The organism is Ruegeria sp. ABM4_193, from assembly GCF_056158705.1.
The window spans coordinates 119,712-140,396 of sequence record NZ_JBSWTT010000001.1 but is presented as its reverse complement, the minus strand read 5'-3'; the positions used below and the strand labels follow the sequence as shown (position 1 = coordinate 140,396).

The 20,685-nt window shown below is 51.0% G+C and carries 16 protein-coding genes; 4 read left to right on the top strand and 12 right to left on the bottom strand.

Annotated features, from left to right (window positions below; translation table 11 throughout):
• Positions 1–2: 2 nt before the first annotated feature.
• The 6 genes from ACXADZ_RS00665 to ACXADZ_RS00640 form a co-directional block, all read right to left on the bottom strand.
• Positions 3–176, bottom strand: a complete 174-nt coding sequence (locus tag ACXADZ_RS00665; RefSeq protein WP_411353637.1) for a periplasmic nitrate reductase, NapE protein — start codon at positions 174–176, stop codon at positions 3–5.
• Positions 177–719: 543 nt separating this feature from the next.
• Positions 720–1,220, bottom strand: a complete 501-nt coding sequence (locus ACXADZ_RS00660) for a hypothetical protein (protein ID WP_475191883.1) — start codon at positions 1,218–1,220, stop codon at positions 720–722.
• Positions 1,221–1,354: 134 nt separating this feature from the next.
• Positions 1,355–2,968 carry a mechanosensitive ion channel family protein gene (locus ACXADZ_RS00655; RefSeq protein ID WP_475191880.1) on the bottom strand — a complete coding sequence of 538 codons (1,614 nt, stop codon included), beginning with the start codon at positions 2,966–2,968 and terminating at the stop codon, positions 1,355–1,357.
• Complete coding sequence (locus ACXADZ_RS00650) at positions 2,965–3,891, bottom strand: mechanosensitive ion channel family protein (protein WP_475191876.1); 927 nt, start codon at positions 3,889–3,891, stop codon at positions 2,965–2,967. Before ACXADZ_RS00650 ends, ACXADZ_RS00655 begins: the two co-directional genes overlap by 4 nt.
• Positions 3,892–4,485: 594 nt before the next feature.
• A complete protein-coding gene (locus tag ACXADZ_RS00645; protein ID WP_475191875.1) occupies positions 4,486–4,851 on the bottom strand; it encodes a cupin domain-containing protein in 366 nt (121 codons plus the stop codon).
• Between the two features lie 78 nt (positions 4,852–4,929).
• A complete protein-coding gene (locus ACXADZ_RS00640) occupies positions 4,930–6,057 on the bottom strand; it encodes an AI-2E family transporter (RefSeq protein ID WP_475191872.1) in 1,128 nt (375 codons plus the stop codon).
• 303 nt (positions 6,058–6,360) lie between these two features.
• Between ACXADZ_RS00640 and ACXADZ_RS00635 the strand changes: the two genes are divergently transcribed.
• Both ACXADZ_RS00635 and ACXADZ_RS00630 read left to right on the top strand, forming a co-directional pair.
• Positions 6,361–7,422 (top strand): HlyD family secretion protein, encoded by a 1,062-nt coding sequence (locus ACXADZ_RS00635; protein WP_475191871.1) that lies wholly within the window; start codon positions 6,361–6,363, stop codon positions 7,420–7,422.
• Entirely contained in the window at positions 7,412–8,455 is a 1,044-nt protein-coding gene (locus ACXADZ_RS00630) for a hypothetical protein (protein ID WP_475191870.1), read from the top strand. Before ACXADZ_RS00635 ends, ACXADZ_RS00630 begins: the two co-directional genes overlap by 11 nt.
• 371 nt (positions 8,456–8,826) lie before the next feature.
• Here the strand turns inward: ACXADZ_RS00630 and ACXADZ_RS00625 are convergent, their stop codons facing one another.
• The 4 genes from ACXADZ_RS00625 to ACXADZ_RS00610 form a co-directional block, all read right to left on the bottom strand.
• Entirely contained in the window at positions 8,827–9,243 is a 417-nt protein-coding gene (locus ACXADZ_RS00625; protein ID WP_475191867.1) for a c-type cytochrome, read from the bottom strand.
• 932 nt (positions 9,244–10,175) lie between these two features.
• The gene (locus ACXADZ_RS00620) at positions 10,176–11,300 is read right to left on the bottom strand and encodes an ABC transporter permease (RefSeq protein WP_475191866.1); all 1,125 of its coding nucleotides are present in this window, start codon (positions 11,298–11,300) and stop codon (positions 10,176–10,178) included.
• On the bottom strand, positions 11,301–14,000 hold the full coding sequence (gene rbbA / locus ACXADZ_RS00615) for a ribosome-associated ATPase/putative transporter RbbA (protein ID WP_475191863.1): 2,700 nt from the start codon (positions 13,998–14,000) through the stop codon (positions 11,301–11,303).
• On the bottom strand, positions 13,997–14,992 hold the full coding sequence (locus ACXADZ_RS00610) for an HlyD family secretion protein (RefSeq protein ID WP_475191860.1): 996 nt from the start codon (positions 14,990–14,992) through the stop codon (positions 13,997–13,999). Before ACXADZ_RS00610 ends, rbbA begins: the two co-directional genes overlap by 4 nt.
• Positions 14,993–15,261: 269 nt before the next feature.
• Here ACXADZ_RS00610 and ACXADZ_RS00605 point away from each other — a divergent pair, with 269 nt between their 5' ends.
• Positions 15,262–16,296: an alkaline phosphatase family protein gene (locus tag ACXADZ_RS00605; protein WP_475191858.1), complete on the top strand. Its 1,035-nt coding sequence runs from the start codon at positions 15,262–15,264 to the stop codon at positions 16,294–16,296.
• Positions 16,259–17,610 (top strand): IS3 family transposase gene (locus ACXADZ_RS00600; RefSeq protein ID WP_475191855.1). Its coding sequence is split into 2 segments (ribosomal slippage): positions 16,259–16,594 and positions 16,597–17,610, totalling 1,350 coding nucleotides; the frame shifts between segments, so codons are not numbered across the junction. Before ACXADZ_RS00605 ends, ACXADZ_RS00600 begins: the two co-directional genes overlap by 38 nt.
• 2 nt (positions 17,611–17,612) lie before the next feature.
• On the opposite strand, the gene ACXADZ_RS00595 is transcribed toward ACXADZ_RS00600, so the two are convergent.
• Together ACXADZ_RS00595 and ACXADZ_RS00590 are read right to left on the bottom strand one after the other, a co-directional pair.
• Complete coding sequence (locus tag ACXADZ_RS00595) at positions 17,613–17,921, bottom strand: AAA family ATPase (protein ID WP_475191852.1); 309 nt, start codon at positions 17,919–17,921, stop codon at positions 17,613–17,615.
• Between the two features lie 557 nt (positions 17,922–18,478).
• Complete coding sequence (locus tag ACXADZ_RS00590) at positions 18,479–20,614, bottom strand: SGNH/GDSL hydrolase family protein (protein ID WP_475191850.1); 2,136 nt, start codon at positions 20,612–20,614, stop codon at positions 18,479–18,481.
• Positions 20,615–20,685: the final 71 nt, after the last annotated feature.

Genomic DNA, 20,685 nt, shown 5'->3' with positions numbered 1-20,685 from the left:
GGTTATAGAGAACCAGTTGGTGGGCCGTAGATCATTTGAAGGATCCAAACAGTAAAACCGTAAGCCCCCACTCCCAGCACTGTAATTCCGGGCAGTAGAATTAAAGTGATAAACAAGAAGGACAGCCACTCACGTTTGGCTGCGCCTTTCGAACTGCTGACGTACTGGTCTGTCATAGCTATCTCACTCGGCTAAGATGAGTACAATCACGGCAATGTTACCATCATAGGCATTCATGATTTAAACAAACGGTATGTCAGAATGTCGCACCCAATAGGCCAGGCCGAGGCCAACTTGATCAACACAGTATCGATGGTCGTGCAGGCTAAATATTTAATATACTATCATCAAGATATGCAAATTTGTTAGCTTCAAGGTTACACCGACATCTCTTGCGTCGTGGCCCCTATTAACTTTGAAACCGGGCGGGTAAGCACAAACTCCATCGTCATTGAAACAGCTTCAGTTCAGTTGGTGGCCCGTGGGCAGGTAGATTGGGTGAACGATACAAAATCGATATGAGCAGAGGCACGACGTGTCGGCAAACCTCTGTCCCGCACCGCTTGGCCATTTGATGTGACAGGCCAGCTTTCATCACCGAAGTTCAAGCTGGATGTGGGTGGGTCTAGGAACAAGGCTCCAGAGGGCGCTGATGCAATGCCAGTAGGCAGGCAACCTTGCGTGCCAGACATCAACCAATTGCAGTAGTCGGTCGCAACCTAATTCTTCAGCGGTTCTGGCTGTTCGGCCTGGCACTCTAGAACGGCCTCAATGGCTTTTGCGGATCCGCTCAAATCGAGTTCGACTTCGGTTCCGCTTTCGCCAATGATAGTAACGCTTTGGCGTTTTCCAAACTCGGTTACAAACGCCGGGTTGTCGAAAAAGGCGTAGCCACCGGGCACGCCATTCTTGTAGACACCTACGGCCTCACCTTCGAACTGCGCATCACCAAAATCAAATCTTACTATGCCTGTCGCACCGACCTCGACTTGAACCCAGGCCGGATTGTAGGCGGCAAAAAAGCCGCCAGCCTGGTTGGGCGCAGCGCCAATTTCTACTGTCATGTCGTCTTCAAAGGCTCTCCGCGCAAGACAACCGTTGCCTTTTTCTGGATCGATGAGGATTGTCCAGTCGCCAGCCTCACCCCACCGTTCCATCCCGGCTGCATGAACAAACCCGGGAAGAAGCAATACAGTCGCGGAAAGTACCCACTTGATCATTCGGAGCGTCGCTGAGTTCTTAAGATTACTTGTTTGTTTCTAACCATTGCCCAATGTCAATCAATCCAATCCAATCCAATCCGACGACGGCGGTGTTGCGTATTTGAAGTTTCATAGATGAGCCTTACGAGTTGTTAATCAGATATGTGAGCAAGCTCACCATCCCAATCAGCTGAAGGTATTTTGGGTTCCGGCGGATCGGCGATGTAAGACGGAGTCATTATTTGAGTTTCGTTTTCATTAAAAACATCGACAATGTTCTCACGAAGATCCGACAAAATCTTTGGCAAACTCGATCCACGAGAAGTGTACGCGTTGATTTCATAGTTGATCGCGTAGTCTGCCAACTGGGTCCAAAGCACAAATGGCTCCGGGCTCTTTCTCAGCCCTTGAGTTCGGTGTGCCGCCTCAATCAGCATCGCTTTGATTTTCTTGGGAGGCTCCTCGTAGCCAATCCCCACCGTCGTGTGCACCAATAGCCCCCGACCATCCACTTTTCGTGAGTAGTTCACAACTTCGGAATTCAGCAGCTGGGCATTTGGAATACTTATCATCTCGTTTTTGATCGATTTGATGAGTGTTTCCATCAGTTTAATCTCTGTTACGTCGCCGATCTTGTCACCGACCTGAATTCGATCACCCACGTTGGTGCTGCGTCTGTAGATGACAAACAGACCGGCCATCATATTTGAAACGACAGTGTTGGATCCCAGCGACACCATGATGCCGGCAAGAATAGTCAAACCCTGGAAGGCGCGAGAGCCGGATCCGGGAATGTATGGATACGCAAAAACCAACGCGATAACAATGAGCAAGGCCCTGCACAGCATTTTTGTTGGGGCAATCCAATGATCCTCGAAGTCCTTTAGCTCAAAGGCACCGCTCTCAATGTTTTCAAATAAAAGGTCGAGGCCTCGGATTCCCAGCCGGGTCACCGCAGCGATGATCGCAAGCATGATCAGATTGGGAATGTATCCGACAATGGCCAAAACCACAGTGACCAACGGTTCACTGACATATTTCAACAGGATTTGGGCTATGCCCTGCGTTTGCGCGAAAGAAAGCAGAACAAGGGAAAGATAGTAGTAAAAGAAAAAGAGGAAGAAGACCCACATCAAAACGTGGATTACGTAAACGATGATGGCGGCGATAGCCTTGCTTCTCAGTATCGATTTTGTGGCTTCCTCAAACCCTTCTGCTCTCTTTTCTAAGTTTCTTCTAATGTAGTCCAACAGCTTGCGTCGTTTGGCGAAGAACGCATATGAAACCAGAGTAAAAATGACTGTCCATGCAACGGCAGCAATTGCACTGTCGACTAGGCCCTCGTTGGATCGCGCTTCGCGATATTGCAGGATCGCGGTTTCAATCGCTTCGGCCTGTAGTGCGGCCAAACTCTCGACGTCCATCTGTTCGTATTCGGCATCCGCTTGGGTCGTCGTTGTAATCATCTGGCCATCGGCTCTAATTAGTTTACCGAACTCAGAGTCTGTGATTTCAACATTTACGCTCGAACTCTGTGAAGCGCTGCCGACCTCAGAAAGGCGCTCAGCTACCTTGTCGGCCCGCTCAGTTGCTGGAAGGGCACTTGAACCACGAACGACGAACAACTCCTCTCCATCGACAATCACTGGAGCAATGAACTCGGAGCTTTCTTCATTTTCAGGTGGAGTGAGAATTTCCTCTGACTGTGCGAGCGCAACGCTGCTCGCAAACAAGAGAGTCGTAAACCAAATGGCAAAAGCTTTCATGAACTTGCTCCCCCTACGGGTATCAGATGAACATCGCGCTGTGGGAAAGGTATCGAGATTCCCTCTTCGTCAAACCGTTCTTTCGCTTGACCTGTAAGATCCCAGTAGACCGTCCAATAGTCGTTCGAATTGGACCAGGGGCGACAGAAAATATTGACAGAATTGTCTCCCAACTCACCCACGAAAACTTCAGGCTCGGGTGTCTTCAAACAGAGCTCGTGTTTCGAAACCAGTTCTTTGAGAACGTCGATTGCTTGCGCCGCGTTGTCTGAATAGGCGATGCCAAACACCAAATCGACCCGGCGTTCTTCTGAGGCGCTGACGTTTGTAATCACGTCGCCCCAAATCTTACTGTTCGGGACGATAATGATTTGGTTGTCAAATGTACGTATCTTCGTTGAAACCACAGACATCTCATCCACGAAGCCGGATGATCCTCCGACTTGAATGTAGTCGCCGGTATCAAATGGTTTCAAAACCATGATCATCAGACCACTCGCAAGGTTGCCTAGGGTTTCCTGAAGCGCGAAGCCCAGGATGAAAGACAAGCCACCAAGAACGGCAAAAAGCGGAGTGACGTTCACTCCAAACAAGGCCAAGACCACGAGCATCCCAAGAACGAACACAGCCCAGAAAACTGCTGTGGCGATGAATCTCTTCAGCATCCTCGAAATAGTTGGAATTTTTTCTAAACCGCGTTCGGTGACGCGGCGCACCATTCGGGCGACAAACATCATGGCCCAGACGGCCAGCAAAACACCCAAAACAGCCATCAAAAGGCCCACACCTCCCTCCCAGGAGAACAACCAGACCCAAGCATTTTGAAATAGTGTCTGAAAGTCAGTTGTTTTGAGAGCCCCTGCCTTTAATGCAAGGATGTAATCGGTATGGGGTTGCAGGTCTTCTGCCTTGGCCCCTTTCAATGTCCACGCCTCAAGCACCAACCGATAGTTGTTCAAAAGCGCCGATCCCGTGTCACCTAAGGACGCCAATTGTGACCGGAGGTCGTCTTCTTGCTTCCCACTTGCTGTCCGAAGGCCGAGACTAATCTGAGCGACCTCTTCGAGTTGCGAGCGCACAATACCTTGCCAAGTGCCTGCGACTTCGGAAAGCTCTTCCGCGGTTAGCGGGACAAGTAGAATTTCCAAATCTTCGCCCGAAATGGATGTATCAACGACCTCATCAAGAAGTTCGTCTTGCTCTACTTCGACGGCTTCCGGCGCATCCGTCGTCTCTTGGGCGTTGGCAGAAAAAGCGCCTGTGAGGGTCACTATGCAAAGAAATAGCCAAACTGGCCCGATATTGAATAGTCGTCTCATTTATCCATCCCCCTCTTTAATCGCTAAGGAGAACATACCGGGCCGCCATGAATCCACTTTTATATCCAAAATCGAATATTCTGTTGTGACAAATACCGTCTGAAAAAACAGCTTCACATCCACTTGGTTCGGAAGGACAGTTGTTCAAAAAGCGGATTACCAATTCACTGCAAATCGTCGATTGCCTGCGCCGGGCGGTCAATCTGTTTGAACGATCAGAAGTTTTACGGGTTCCTCACTCTTCACCGAATACGCGTGCCCACTCCCTGACGTGTTGTCCAACCACAGAACATCTCCGGGTCCCAGTTCCAGCTTTTCATCGCCTGACGCCTCTACTTCAAGCTGCCCGGATAGGCATACACAAAGCTGAGTTCGCGTAGCCGGGGCAAATCCAGTCGATGTTCCCGGAGGCAGCTCCGCAAAGAAATACCGTTCGCAACTCTCTGCATCAGATACCAAAGTCGAAACGTCCGACATCATGTTGCCGTTGCCGCGCAGCGTCTTTTTTGATTGTCCGAAGACTGCTCCACCGTTTTCATCTTCACGCAAAGTATAGATCTGCATCTAAGAATCCTTTCAGACAGTCCAGCCACATTGATTGATGTCAGGCATCTATCTCGGGCCGTCGTCAAATCGGTTTTGCTATCTCGGTTGAACGTCTGGGGACGCATTCTCAGCCGAGCCTGTATCGACCCATCCCATAAACAGCTGGTAACCGGCGGCCAGAAAAGAGGCACCAATGAACATTCCCAGAAAACCCCCTGACATCATTCCGCCAAGAGCCCCAATCAGTATCACTGGCATAGGGACATCCAGACCCCGCCCGAGAACGATTGGTTTCAAAATGTTGTCCACCATACTTCCTACAATCATTAAGACCGTGAAAATTACATTGAACACCGTCGAATTATCTCCACCGGTGGACCAAAGCAGAGCAACACCAACCAGGGCGATCAACGTAATGGGGATTTGCATGATCCCAAACAATAGAGCGAGAACAGCCAGGATCCCGGCGCCCGGAATTCCTGAAAGGAAGAAAATGATCCCAAGCAGGAATGCGGTCACAAACGCAATCCCGATAATACCAACGGCCACAGAGCGAACGGTTTTTGTCGTTAGATCTTGAAGCCCCAGACCTCTTTCTGGCCCCGCAAACCGCGAGAAAATCCGGCCCATCGCTCGACTACCTTCTTCAGACCAGGCCAGCATGATTCCGGCGACAATGAGGGCACCAAGAAGTTTGAAGACACCGCCAGCAGTCCCCGCCGCGACGCCTGCGATCCAGCCGCCAAAAGATTTTAGTTGAGGAGCCATTTTCTCAAGGAACGCTGGCAGATCTGTTGCGGCCGCCGCCCAAGACTCGTGAAGGTTCTCACCAATTAACGGAAGTTCGGCAACGTCCTGAGAAGGTGCAGGCACTTTGATTGTACCTTCGGACAAACCTTCAGCCAGCACAATGAGCTGTGTTGCAAATGCACTGCCCATTAAGACTGTGGGAACTCCAATCAGAAGAAGACCAACCAGAACCAAAACGGTGGCAGGTCGTCCTGAAGAGCCACCCATCTTTGCCTTCAACGCAAGGTAAACCGGTTGAAGGGCTATGGCTAAAACCAAAGCCCAGAGCATAATTGGCAGAAAAGGCGCGAATGCCCAGGTGCACGCCAAAACGATGAAGGCAATTACTGAAAACTGTATCAGCGATGACGTCAGTGCCTCTGAAATGGCCTTGCTCAGTTGATCTGTTTCCCGCTTCAAAGTTGGATCCCCCATTTTCTTCTTCGTGCAGGTCGCGAATTCGGTCGAGACCCAAAGCAAAGCAGCTCATTCTTTCGTCTTTCATTCAATGTTATCTATATATTAGATTGAGTCGAGTATGCATTCCGGCCCGCGTCACTAAATTTAGGATCAACCGCTAGTATCGAGCGGAATTCCGATGTGAACCTCAGGCTCAAAAATAGGGGGAGCTATTTTGGTCAGTATTCAGCCAAATCTTGCGTTGCACTGCCGAATGCGTTCTCGAAGGATGCTTCTCAAATCTATTCAGCGAGCGCGGGAGTTTGAATTTTGATTTCCATGAAGACTCTATTCAGAACCGCTACAGCAATCGCTGTTTTAATTCTGGTTTGGTATCTGGCAGCCGACAGAAACACTCCATTCACTTCGAACGCACGCGTCAAGGCCATCGTTACCCCGGTGGTCCCCAAGGTTTCGGGGACAGTGATTGAAGTGCCGATTGCGAATGCTTCGTTTGTTGAGGCAGGGGAACTATTGGCTCGAATTGATCCCCGCCCCTTTGAAATCAGCCTAACCCGGGCTGAAGCGGAACTTGAAAGCGCAACTCAGGAAGTTGGCGCGAGTTCAGCCGAAGTGGAGCGGGCTCAAGCGCAGTTGGTCCGAACCCAGACCGAGCTGGAAAACACCCAACTTCAGTCTTCCAGAGTTTTGGAACTGGAAAAAAAAGGGCTTATTGCGACCGCTAGAGCAGACGACGCACGAACCGCCCTCTCAGATGCCGAGGCCGCGGTCGATGTTGCCAGAGCGGAACTGGAACGCGCGCGACAAAACCTTGGCTCTGACGGTAAAGAAAACCCGCGAATAAAAGCCGCATTGGCCAATCTGGCAGCAGCTCAACTCGATCTTGCCTATACCGAGCTTCGTGCTCCGACAGAAGGCGGCGTGGCAGATTTGACGATTTCAGAGGGAGCGTCCGCACAGGCAGGGCAACCATTGATGACATTTGTGGACGCCCGCAATGTTTGGGTCGAAGCCTATCTGAAAGAGAACAATCTGGGGAATCTTACAATCGGAGACACGGCAAAAGTAGTTCTTGATACCCATCCGGGACGTGTCCTTGTTGGACGCGTCGAGAGCATTACTGGAGCAGCCTCTTTGGGAAACCCAACTCAAGATGGACTGCCTCGCCCGCCATCCGACTCGGGTTGGCTGAGGGCGGCGCAACGTTACCCTGTGCGCATAGTCCTGCCTGGGTATGAGACCGGTGATCAGGACGACGACGTAATGTTTCTTTTGAACGGGCAGGCTGATGTAATTGTTCTTACATCAGGAAACTCGCTGTTGAATACGATAGGAAACGCATACATCCGCGTTGTTTCGTGGTTGAGCTATGCCTACTGATGCTGAAAAACACTCTTTGGCGCAAATAACTCCCCCTGAGAATGTTCGTCATGGACTTAGGTTGGCGCTCGCCCCTTGGATCGTCTTTTCCCTCGGCATAGTCACTAACTTGCAACTCGCTTTTATTGGATCGGTTTTCGCGGCTTTGTTTACGCTCGGCCTAAAGCCGGTGCCAGTTTCCTATGGGATTGCGCTGCTGACGAAATCGGCAGCAATCCTTTTGCTCGCGTGGGGCTTATCTATCTGGCTTCTTCCATATCCTGTTGTTTTCTTAATTTTTGTTTGCCTCGGTGTTTTACTCGCATACAGATTGCAAATAAAAACTGAGGACTTGTTGCTTTCGGTTTTCGCAGTCATCGCAGCACTTCTTGTTCCGTTCCTTGCGAGAATGGATCCGGAACTCGCTGGGACCATCGCCTATTGGCTTATTGCCAATGTGGCAGTGGCCATGATCGTTTCGTGGCTGGCTTTCCTGATCTTGCCTGAACTCGATGCATCTGAGCAAGGGGCAAAAAAAGCGGTTGATGAAACAAACGTCACTGATACAGAATTACAAATGCTCCGTCTTGCTGCGGTTGTCATTCCATTTGTTTTTTGTGCTTTCGTTTTTGATTTTATTACACCCTTTGTGCTGGTCTTCGTCGCTATTCAGTCATCCCAGTTTGTAGCTGATACAAGTTCGCAAAGTCGCGCCAGTCGGGATATGCTCACTGCAAACGTAATTGGCGGTATTGCCGCTGTGCTCGTTTATGAATTGTTGGTTGTGGTTCCATTTCTGCCTTTCGTTTTGGTAACACTGTTTGCTGCATTGGTTTGGTTTTCTCGTCAGTTCATTGCCGGTGATACGCGCATAGTTTCCGCGATCACCGCTTTTTTGATTTTGATCGGAGGAACACTAATGCCGTTTTCTGACGACGCTCAAACCAAAATGATCTTCCGACTATGGCAACTCGGCGCGGCATTCGCTTACCTCAGTTTAGCTTTTGCAATCGTGGACCGGTTAGCCCCTGAACGCGTGAGCAAAACCACTTAAGATTCAGCAATCCAAGTAAGTCGGACAAGAGAGCTCCGATTTTGATGAGCTGGATTATGGCGCATGGCGACTAGTTCATGACACATCTCACGAGCACCAAAACCAACTCCTACGTTGCTCAACAAGCGACGTTTGGAAGTGCCTTGGTAGAGTGGGATATGTGCTGTTCCTCACGATTGTATCAAACAGAAGATAGAAGCGCTGCTATTCCTCACATTGACCTGTTAAAAACTTGAGCCAGATGAAGAGTCTCGGAAAACTCGAAAGAGTCTGCTTCGTAAGGTCTATTCGTTGCTTCTTGGTAGTTACGGCACCCGCCCGACACTGCACAGTGCAGCGCTTTTTAGCGTACCCAGCTGCGGAGCAAAGCTTCACGGAACATATCGTTCCGGCTTCGGAGACTGAATACTCTCCAAATACTCAGCAATTTCGATAAGTCTGGAGGGAATACGCGTAACCAAACCATTCCCCGTATCGAATTCGACAGTAGGGCCGTCGTTCAACTCGGTGATTATAGGCATGTCATCGCGAGGTTCTTGTACTTTCAAATAACCGTCCAAGATCGACATGACCTCCAACATGGGCCACACGCCATCCCTGCGGTCGGAAATCTTTGTTAAATCAGCAGGATCTGTTTTCAAATCAGTAGCGTCAGGCCCATTTCCTGTCGCATCGATTCCGTGACATCTGGCGCAATGCTCAACAAAGAGGTCTTTGCCAAGGTCCGAAAATTCATCGGCGGCAGATATCGTCGCAACCGAAGAAATGCCCATGCTTGCAACGATCATAAAGTGCCTCATCAGCCGGAGGTCCTTTGCAATACGAGAGTTTACTGCACCAGAAATGGACCGACATCTTCCCCCGGTCAACGTCGGTCCTTTACCAAATAACATTTGCTATCCTGTGGCCCAAAACCGATTGATGGGGACAGGCAGCAGCGAGCTCAGAACAGCTTCACCATTTAACATTCGAAATTTAGCATGTGAAAACGCTCGGCTCTTTGACATAAATCATATCTCACCTCGCAGTCTGCCAGAATTGGGCTCGACACGCCAATTCAGCCAAAAGATTTTGAGTGACTGCTTACGCCTAGCAGACCACGGCGCTTCACAATGCTAGGCCTGCAATATTGCCCAGCGATTTATATTGCGCGTGGACATGAGAATGCGACTCGCTTGCTCCTCTCAGGTTTTGTTTCAGAGTTGGAAGAGCTTCTCGACAGAGAGATCTTTATTCGTGAGATTGGAGCAATCTCAGTGAACGGTCTTGGAACTCAATTGTGCGAGGATCTTGGCCTCAAGTTTCTTGGAACTCACCAGAGATACACTGGTTTCGGGGTCTGGACTTTGCATTGCTCGGATTTAGCCAACTCAATTGTTGGACGTCGAAGTGCTAAACTTCGTGATGCTTACCTAAGTGCACTCCCGCCAAGTTGACACTGAAAGTTTCCGGTTTCGCTTCGGGCTGAGGTGCTCAACCAAACGAACGCGCGCTGCTGCGAAACATCCGGGCGTCTTCGCCTGGAAGCTCACTCTCGTCATCTTGAGCAATGCAAAGGGCCATAACCGCGACGACTAAGCCATAAACTGATTGAATTCGTCGCTAAGCTAACGCTTAGACAATCGCTGATTGCCCTGACCTCTGCCGAGCAGATTTCCAAACTGTTTTCTGAGGCAGATCAGCTAGCGCTCCAATCTGTCACAGCCAACAGATTGGAGCGCTAGCTGATCTGAGCAAGAGAACGCCGAAAAAGCCGTAGGCTCATTAGTAACAAAGCAATTCCCAACAAAGTCATCCAAACGAATTCCGGCCAGACAGTCTCAATACCAGCGCCTTTAAAAACAATAGCCTGACTTGCTGACATGTAATGGCGTGACGGCAAAACCAAAGTACCTGCCTGCAACCACGCCGGCTGACCTTCAATTGGGGTCTCTCCACCTGACAGCATTAGCATTGGCAGCACAATCAACATGACCAGAAGCGCGAACTGCGCCATAGAGCGTGCAATGGTTGCCAGAAACACCCCAAGCGCCGTCGCAGTAAAAAGAAACAACGCCGTGCCAACCAAAAACAACATCTTGGATCCAGCGATACTGATGCCCAAAGAACCCTGCATCACAAAGGTTAGTGAAAGACCAGCGGCGACCAAAACCACTGCTGCATTCGCCCAAATTTTGGCAATGGCAATGTCAAATGGAGCAAGCGGCATGGCAAGGAGATGTTCAATGGTCCCGTGCTCTCGCTCTCTAATCATTGCCGCTCCGGTCAATATAGTTGTGAGCCACATGATCTGGCCGATCAAAGCAACGATACCAGCAAAACGTACGGTGTCTCTGTTTGGGTTGAAGGCGCTTCTTAGAATGACACTGATTGAGGGAGCATCTACTAGATCGATACCAATTGCATAGCGATGTATTTCAGCGCTCAAGATACTGGTGATGTAGTTTGCACCAATACCGGCCTGTTCCATAGCGGTTGCGTCAATAAGAACTTGAACCTCCGGACTGCGCCCTGCGCGCAGATCCTTTTCGAATCCGGGGGGCACAGCCACAACGAAAATAAAGCGCCCGGCATCCATGTAAGCAGGTCCTTTTCCGGGTTCGATTTGGACGACCGGTTGGAACTCTGGTGGAAAAAACGCTGTGGCAAGTGCTCGAGAAAGTGGCGAGTCGTCTTCATCCGCAAACGCTATCGAGGCGTTGTTTACAGAACTTGCCACTCCCGTTGCTTCCATGATCGGGGCCAGCGTGAAAGACCAAACCAACAATGCCATCATCACCCAATCACGGCGCAGGCTCATCACTTCCTTCAAGCCTAGCCAGAATATGCAGTAGAAGCGCTGCATTCACTTCTCCTGCGCTCGAAGACATAGGGCTGCGATCAGTGTTAGAACTGGTCCGAAGCAGGCGAGGGCCAGAATGTCTGGCGCAAGGGCCTCCCAACCCAAACCTTTAGTGAAGGCACCAACGTTCAGGTGTAGGAAATATGAGGAAGGCCAAAGAGAGCCCACCACTTGTGCGCCTCCTTCGAGCGTTGAAACAGGTTGCAACAGACCTGAGAACTGGATTGTTGGGACAACTGAGGCGATGGCAGTTGCAAATGTGGCGGCCACCTGACTGGATGTCATTGTAGCGATCAACAACCCGTAGGAGGTTGTTGCCCAAACGTAAAGAAGGGCACCAACAGCCAAAGGGAAAGGATTTCCTTTTAACGGCACCCCGAAAAGAAAAACGGTCATTCCGGCCAAAAGCAGAAAATTTGCGTAGGCGATCAAAATGTACGGAATTTGTTTGCCAATTAGAAATTCAAGCCGCGTGGTTGGTGTCACGTAGAAATTGACAACTGACCCCAGCTCTCGTTCCCTTGCTACGCTTACGGCAGTCAAAACAGCTGGCAGCATAATCAGTAGGATAGCAGGCATTGCCGGAGCCATCGCGGCGATGCTTTCAAAGCTCTGATTGTAGCGAAACCGGGGTTCGATCCTGGCGATATCTATCTGGCTTTTGCCGTTGTTAAGGGCATATTCCTCTAGAAATGATTGGTGCAATCCGGAAACATAGCCTTCAACCGTCTCACCCTTAAATGGGATAGCACCGTCTACAGTCGCAAGTATCTGGGTCGGTTCCCCCGTACTCATCTTTCGGTCAAAGTCAGGTGGCAACTCAACTACCAGAGAGACCTCACCTGCCACCAGACGGTCGCGCCCTTCGCTGGCGCTTTGCAGCGGCGATGTGGCTTTAAAGTAGGACGATCCGGCGAATTCAGCCGAATAAGCACGACTTTCCGGACCCTGAGAAAGGTCAAGTACAGCGAATTCAAGCTCATCGATATCTAGCGTAATTCCAAAGCAAAAAACTAACATTAGAATAGCAGAACCCAGAAACGCGAAAGCCAGACGCACCGGGTCTCGAGCTACTTCAACGGTTTCGCGCCGCGTATAAGCCAATACACGAGAAAACGCTCCTCCCCCAGCGTGGGATTTTGTCCTAAAACCCACCTCTGGCGCGACAACAGAGACTGGTTTTTCTGCTGCTTCCAATATCGAAATGAAGGCGTCTTCAAGGTTTTCCGCCCCTTCAACAGCGATCAGTTCAGCCGGAGTACCTTCCGCTAGAACTCTACCAGCATGCATAAAAGAAACGCGATCACAGCGTTCCGCCTCACCCATGAAATGAGTGGACACAAAGATTGTAACCGACTCGGTTCGAGAGAGCTCAATCAGCAAGTCCCAGAAGGAATCGCGCGCCTCTGGATCCACACCGGATGTTGGTTCGTCGAGTATTAGCACTCGCGGACGGTGGATCACAGCTACGGCTAGCGACAGTCGCTGTTTGATCCCCAGGGGCAGTGCCGTCGCCAATGTATGACGGTGCTCCTCGAGCCCAAAGCGCTCAGTGAGTTCCGAAACACGTTGTTCTCGGTCGGCAATTGCAAATATCCGCGCATGCAATTGTAGGTTCTGATGGACCGACAACTCGCCATACAAGGAAAAGGCCTGGCTCATGTAGCCTATTTCACGCCTCATTTTTCGGTCATATGCATCGACAGGGTTGCCAAACAGCAGTGCTTCACCTGAGCTAGAAGGTAACAAGCCAGTCAGCATCTTCATTGTCGTGGACTTGCCGCAACCGTTTGATCCTAGAAACCCGAATATCTCCCCGCGATTGATTGTGAAGTCGACGTTGTCTACGGCCGTGAAATCACCAAAGCGTCGTGTCAGTCCACGCGCAACTATCACTGGGCTTGCTTCGATTTTCCCATTCGTTTTGTTTTTCGCCGCCGGTTCGACAGGCAACTCCCGTGCTCTCAGACGCCGATATGCAATTTCGAGGTCGACATCACTCCCTTTCAATTCGGCGGGCTTCCCATGAAAGATGACTTGACCCGCGTCCATCGCGACAATCCGGTCAAAACCGTCGGCTTCTTCCATGTACGCCGTTGAAACCAATACCGACAGTTCAGGGCTTTTTGCTCGGATTGCATCAATCAAAGCCCAGAACTGCCGACGCGACAACGGGTCGACCCCGGTCGTTGGCTCATCCAAAACCAAAAGTTTGGGGTCATGGATTAACGCACAGCAAAGACCTAGTTTTTGCTTCATCCCACCCGAGAGCTTGCCCATCAGACGGTCTTCAAACTGCGCAAGCCCTGTCGCAGCCAATAGCGCTGCGATACGGTCATCCCGCTCTGAATACCCTTGAGCAAAAAGACCAGAGAAGAACTCGAGGTTCTCGCGTACAGATAGCTCCGGATACAGGTTTCGACCCAGCCCTTGCGGCATGAAAGCGATGGCTGGGCAAATGCTGTGTCGATGGCCAGAATTGCCAATCGGGCCGCCTAAAACGTCGATATTTCCGGATTGCAGTTTCTTTGCGCCGGTGATCAAACCAAGCAGTGTAGACTTTCCCACCCCATCCGGCCCGACAAAGCCAACAAGCTGGCCGCCTGGCAGTTCCAACGAAACAGAATCCAATGCAACATGCTTGCGATAACGGTGCGTAACACCTGAAATGTGAATATCGCAGGCGTCATCCTCTACTCTCATTCGAATAGCTCTTCTGGGATGCGTTGTTCAAGCGCCTCAGGCCAAGCAGCGGCTGGGTTCAGCTGGATCACGGCGACACCGCGCAGACCGGTTTTGACGTGCTCAATCCGACTTTCAACCAAGTCTATTGGGATACGGACGCGAACGCGAAAAACCAGTTGCTCTCGCTCATCGAGGGTCTCGACCTGTTTGGGGGTGAATTGTGCCTCGGGAGAAACAAAGCTCACGTATGCAGGTATCGCATATTCCGGTAAGGCGTCGAGTACGATGCGAGCCTCAGCTCCAATGGGCAAAAGTCCGGCTTCACGCGCCGGAAGAAAAACTTCCATGTAAACATTCTCAAGGCCAAGAATAGTCAGGATTGGTTCGCCTGCGCCAACGACCTCTCCGGGTTCTGCAAGCCGGTAAAGCACGCGTCCGGGCAAAGGTGCCACTAGAGCGCTGTCTTCAATCTGTGCCTCAATCCTGCGAGCTTCCGCCTCAGCGGCAGCAATACGGCTTTCCGCGGTTGCAACTCGGGCTTTGGCGGCGCCCAATACTGCTGTAGCAACCTTATGAGTGGTATCGCGATCTTCAAAAATAGTTTTGGAGATGTTTTGTCCTGCCAGCAACGCCGTGGCACGATCAAGCTCTTGCTCGGCCCTGCGCTGTTCGCTTTCGCGTTGCACAACGAGCGCTTCTGCTTCGGCCCTTGTCTGATTTGCCAAGGCTACCTCGGCTCTAGCCCGGTCCAGGGCGGCAGATAGCTCATCTATGTCCATTTCGGCCAGGATTTGACCGGCTGCAACCATACTGCCCTCTGTTGCCGTTACCTTCGCAACCCGACCTGCATTAGTTGGTGCTATTTCGACTTGTTCCGCTTCAACCCGCCCGTTTCCTTGCACAAATCCGACCGGCAATTCATCGTCATCCTCGGCAACAACGACATACAGCAACGCACCAGCAATTACTAAACCAGCCAAAATAAGAAAAACCGATGGGTTTTTGGTCATAGCGTTTCACCTGAAACAGGGTTTCTGGCGCAGAGTTTAGTGTCTCAAAAAACTCAAAGCCTTGTTTTGGATCAAAACCGATCCGGGCACCTCAGTTCCAAGAATTTGTTTGTATGAACACCGGTTTGGGTGTTGCAGGCTCTTTCGCGATAGGCAGGAAGAAGTAGACTTAAAGCGTTTTTGTTATCAGTTTGGTATTGAAACGGGTGTTCTAACGCGCAATTGCGGTCGCCGCCAACCTGCTGCGCAATACAGCGAAAGGAAGCACTATGACCAAAACACTGAGAGCTTGTTTGTCTTTGTGGTTGGTTTCAATCGCTCCTGCGTATGCGCAAGAACCTCCTCGTCTCGTTTTGCAGCTGACCGTTGACGCGTTTCGGGGCGATCTGCCGACACGCTACTTTGAGAATCTTGGGGAGGGTGGCCTTAAGTATTTACTAAAAAACGGTGTACACTATGTGGACGCCCATCATTGCCATGCCAATACAGAGACGGTTGTCGGGCACGCCACATTGGCGACCGGGGCAACACCGGCAGTGCACGGGATGATCGGAAACATTTGGTTCGACAGAACCTTGGACCGCGTTGTCTACAACGTTGAAGACAGCACCGCTCCGCTTCTTGGAGATGGCGCTGGCGTCAATGACGATATTGAAATTGACCCAACACAGGCGGCAGCTGGCACAGATGGGCGGTCACCACGCGCCATGCTTGTTACGACGCTTTCGGACGAGTTAAGCGCTTCCACTGCTAGCGCGGCCAAGGTCTTTGGAGTTTCAATCAAAGATCGTGGGGCTATTACAATGGCGGGACAAAGCGGCAAAGCCTTCTGGTTCTCAAAAGCCGCAAATCGTTTTGTCACAAGCTCCTATTACTACGACAAATACCCGGATTGGGTTTCCGCATGGAATGACGCATCGCCGAGCGCCTCCTTTGAAGGAACCTCTTGGGAGTTGATGCACCCAAAGGAGACCTATCTCTTTGGCGACCGCGACAACCAACCATGGGAGACGGATGTCGCCGGGTTCGGCACAACCTTTCCTCATCGCTATTCTTCGGCGCAAAATGGGTTTGACCCGCTGGAAGATCCCTACTTTACGACCTTTTTAACGCTTAGTCCCGCTGGTGACGATCTGACGGCGCAATTTGCCAAACGATTGATTGCTGCCGAGGATATCGGGCTGTCTGACGTCAGCACCCACCGGACAGATTTAGGGTTTGAGCAACGGAGGATTTCTGGTTCGTCGAAGCCATTATGGAGCGAAGATGAACAAGAAATCCGGAACATCGAAGGATGCCGCTGACAAGTTGGTCAGGGGTATCAAACGCAAAACGCGCAAGCACTACTCTGCTGAAGAGAAGATCAGGGTCGTCCTGGCGGGCCTGCGGGGCGAGGAAAGCATTGCTGCACTGTGCCGTCGCGAGGGGATTGCAGAGAGCCTGTATTACTCCTGGTCGAAGGAATTCCTCGAAGCTGGGAAGAACCGCTTGGCGGGTGACACGGCGCGACAAGCGACATCCCCGGAAGTCAAAGAACTGCGGTCGGAATCTGCCGCCCTGAAGGAGGTGGTTGCCGAGCTGACGCTTGAGAACCGACTGCTCAAAAAAAGCATGATCGGGGATGGGGGCGACGAAGAATGAGATACCCCGCCTCAGAGAAGCTTGAAATTATCCGCACGGTTGAAGCGTCACATCTGCCGGTAAAGCAAACCCTGAAGATGCTCGGCATCCCCAGCAGCACATACTACGACTGGTATGCCCGCTGGAGCGACGGTGGCGTTGATGCCCTGGCTGACCGTTCCCCACGGCCCAGGTCAGTGTGGAACCGCATCCCAGAAAAGGTACGCGAGGATGTTGTCGATTTTGCCATTGAGCATGAAGATCTGACGCCGCGCGAACTGGCGGTCAAATACACCGACGAGAAGCGGTACTTCGTATCTGAATCCTCCGTGTATCGCATTCTCAGCGCCGAGGATCTGATCACCGCCCCGGCCCATGTCGTGATACGCGTGGCCGATGAGTTCCGGGACAAAACAAGCCGACCAAACGAGCTCTGGCAGACTGACTTCACGTACCTGAAGGTCATCGGTTGGGGCTGGTTCTATCTCAGCACCATCCTCGACGACTACAGCCGCTACATCATCGCCTGGAAGCTCTGCACCACGATGAAGGCTGCGGACGTCACTGATACGTTGGACCTGGCACTGGAGGTCTCGGGCTGCGATCAAGCCACGGTCGTACACAAACCCCGGCTGCTCAGCGACAATGGCTCGTCCTACGTCGCCTCTGATCTTGCCGTTTATCTTGAGGACAAGGGCATGGACCATGTTCGCGGTACGCCGCACCATCCGCAAACCCAAGGCAAGATCGAACGCTGGCACCAGACCATGAAGAACCGTGTCCTCTTGGAAAACTACTTCCTACCGGGCGACCTCGAATGCCGGATCGGGGCGTTCGTCGATCACTACAACAACCATCGCTACCACGAAAGCTTGGACAACCTAACCCCTGCGGACGTCTATCACGGCCGCGGCGCGAAGATCCTGAAGATGAGAGAGGAAATCAAGAAACAGACAATCCGAAAACGCCGGTTGCAGCACCAAGCCGCTGCTGCCTAAACTCAAACAGAAACCGAACCAGAGCCTCTGTTACGAAAACGCTTCAGCTTTCCGAAAAGCTCTGACGACGGACAGTCTTTGGGGTTCACTTCCCCCTGATCGATTTTATTTAGTAGCTTCCGAGGATAATCGCGCAAGCTATCAAAACCGTTCACTCCTTCAGGTTTATTGGTTTGCTGTAGAGCCTGAAGTATGGCTGACTTTCCCGCTTCGTTGGGCCCAACCATTATCGTCTTCAGTAATTCCACATCAAATTCGCCAGTATCACGAATACTGCGATAGTTTTGGATTCTGGCTTTAACCAATTTCATAAGCTTACCCCAATTATTGCCTTCAATAGCAGCACCCTATCGCAACTTAAGCGGATGCAACAATCATTTAGATACTCGTCTTGGAAGACCGTTTTTGAAACTGGGCTTTGTCTTAGCGTGAGGCACAGCAGACAGCTATTTCTCTCCCCACGTATGGATCGAACACGTCCGCTTTGCGCTGCGACCTGCCGACGGAATCTACAGGATTTCAGGCGAACGCTAACGGCGGCTCAGGGCTCAACGCGAAGTCAGCCAGCAGGAGCGGTATTGAGAACTTCTACCTCATCGTCTGCGGTGAGCAATTCAATTTTCGCTACATCCTGATTTACCAAGGTGAAGCCTGCTTCTCGTATATTCGCCTCTTAGTCAGGTGGGGCAAGGATACTACTAAGCTGTGAATCGAAGGAAGGTGCGCGCAGAGACCGCCTGCAATAGCGACTGAAGGGATTCACGGCCCGTTGGGCAGCCAATGCTCGACTATTCCAAGGAATCCAAGTCGAGCCGCGCCGACGCATTATACAGAGACACGTCCACAGTACGGTTGATACGCACTCAATTCACTTTGGCAATAACTTGTACATTTCCTCAGCGATCAAACGATGTCCGGTCAGGTTTGGATGTACAGCCCCCGTGACTTGTTTGTCCCCAGGCTGACTAAGTGCCGTGTCATTGCCAGTTCTTACGGCCCTTGTTGGGATTTCAAAAACGTATGGATCCCAATCTGCCAAAGCCCAAGCGGGGAACGCTTCACCATCCACGCCATTTGGGAGATTTCGCTTCGATCCCTGGTCGAAATCGTACCCATAATAGACATCGCGGGTAGAGCATACAAAGTTGATCCCGAGGCTCTTTGCCGATTCCGCAAGCACAGGGCGAAGAACCTCAAACTCTCTCAATGCAAGAAAAGCGTCTTCATGCGTGAAGTTGAATTCCCAATTCTCAATGTTTTTACGCGCAATCCCTGTCAGACTTTCCCTGATCAACCAGGGCGTGGCCGATTTAAGTCCGTTCCACGAGGAGGCAGGAGAGTATTCGCCGTATGGATCTCCGACCAACATTTCTTCACGAACCATATAATTGTCTGTACCCGGTATTCTTTTCAGGAAACTCTGCATGTCCAATGGATCACATGGCCCGACTGTTGCCTCTACCTTGCGAACAGAGTCCGGGTACTGGGGCATTAAAATCTGACCTGGCTTTACGCCCAACCTGTTTTCAATAATGTTTGTTAAAAGATTCAGACGATCTTTTATTCCCCCATTCTTTCCCTCGCCCACAATGTCTCCGGCATGGTATCCGTTTTGTTTATCTTTCTTTTCACAGTGTCTGGTTAGCTGAGGGAACTGGGTCCGGCTGACCCGATTGGCACCGCTGGGGCACACGTCTGGAAACATAAAGCTGCCAAGTTTTTTCGATTTCCAACGTGAAGGAACGATCTGATATTTCACCACATCGGCAAAGCCAAAATCGTTGCCACCTATCGTCAGGAAGACGTGGTCCGGCACCCTTATCTGCCCGTCGGGGCACTCCAAAAAACCAGAATTAGGAAAGTTTCCGCCATTTTTCTTTCGGTGCAAGGACGTTCTTTTGCTGAATTTGTCGCCCGGAGCAAGATTGCTCGGCGCCTTCTTATTGTTGCCTTTTCCACCGCGCCGGTGAAAATCGTTCAAGTTGATTTCACCCTTATCCTCGCGCCTGAGCCTGTCAGCCTGCGATACGGAAACATAGCTCTCAGCATCAACATCTGACCGGCACAGCTCTCGAATGGCAAAATTCACCTGGGAGTATGGGATGTATATACCCTTGCCCCATGCCTGATACTGAGGAACCAACAGCCCATCGAATATTTCAGCGCCCGTACAAGCATAGTGAAGGAACGATACGAAAGTGTCTTTCTTTTCCGATGCCAGTTTCAGCGCAAGAAGGCTTTGGTGACTAAAGAAACTCCGATGACAGTCGTCATCCACCCAGTGTTTAACGGTCTCCCCATGCTTTTCGAGCGTTGATTTCAGATTTTTTTGCTGTGCCAGCCAAACAAAGTCCTTTTCACTGCTAAAATCGACATCGTCTTTCCAATGACCGGGATAATCTGGGTTGCCTTCGCCAGAGGCATAGCTATCCCCGAAACCGACTATGACGATATGCTTTGGGTTGACCTGCTCGCTTGCCGAAAAGTCCCCAGAGGTTACCGCTACGGATGCTCCGCTCAAAGGAATGCTCACCAGTGTTCCAGTTCGGCAATCCGATGGCGGCACAGTTGGCGCATCGTCAAGTGACACCGACCATTGGCATGGTCCGTCCTTGTCCAAATGCACGCGAACATCAACTAGCGTATCGGTACTTTCTTCTTCTTGCACGAATTTTAATATAGCTTCTGCATGCCGAACAGTTTGCTGGTTCCAATGCATCATTCCTTTTGTTTTGGCGTCTGCATCTATTGCCGCCAACGTCTCTAAATACGGAGAGTGAAACTGGGGATCGGACAAGCGCTTGTGCCAATGTTCAAGGCTTTCTCCGTCATTGATCTTGTATCTGTCAAAAAGACCGGCTCGCCCCTCTGCGGTCGGATGTTGGGTCACGAAAGGTCCAAATCTATTGGCAACCTCCCACTCAATCTCCAAGGACAGGGCTTCTCCAGCAGTCAAAAGGCCGCCCCATAACGACACGACGGCTCTGAAAACAAATGAATTCAAATTACTTTCCTCCGGGATATTTCTTTAAAAAAATCACACGCAAGCTAGCACTTTTCCTTTCAAATGGAAGG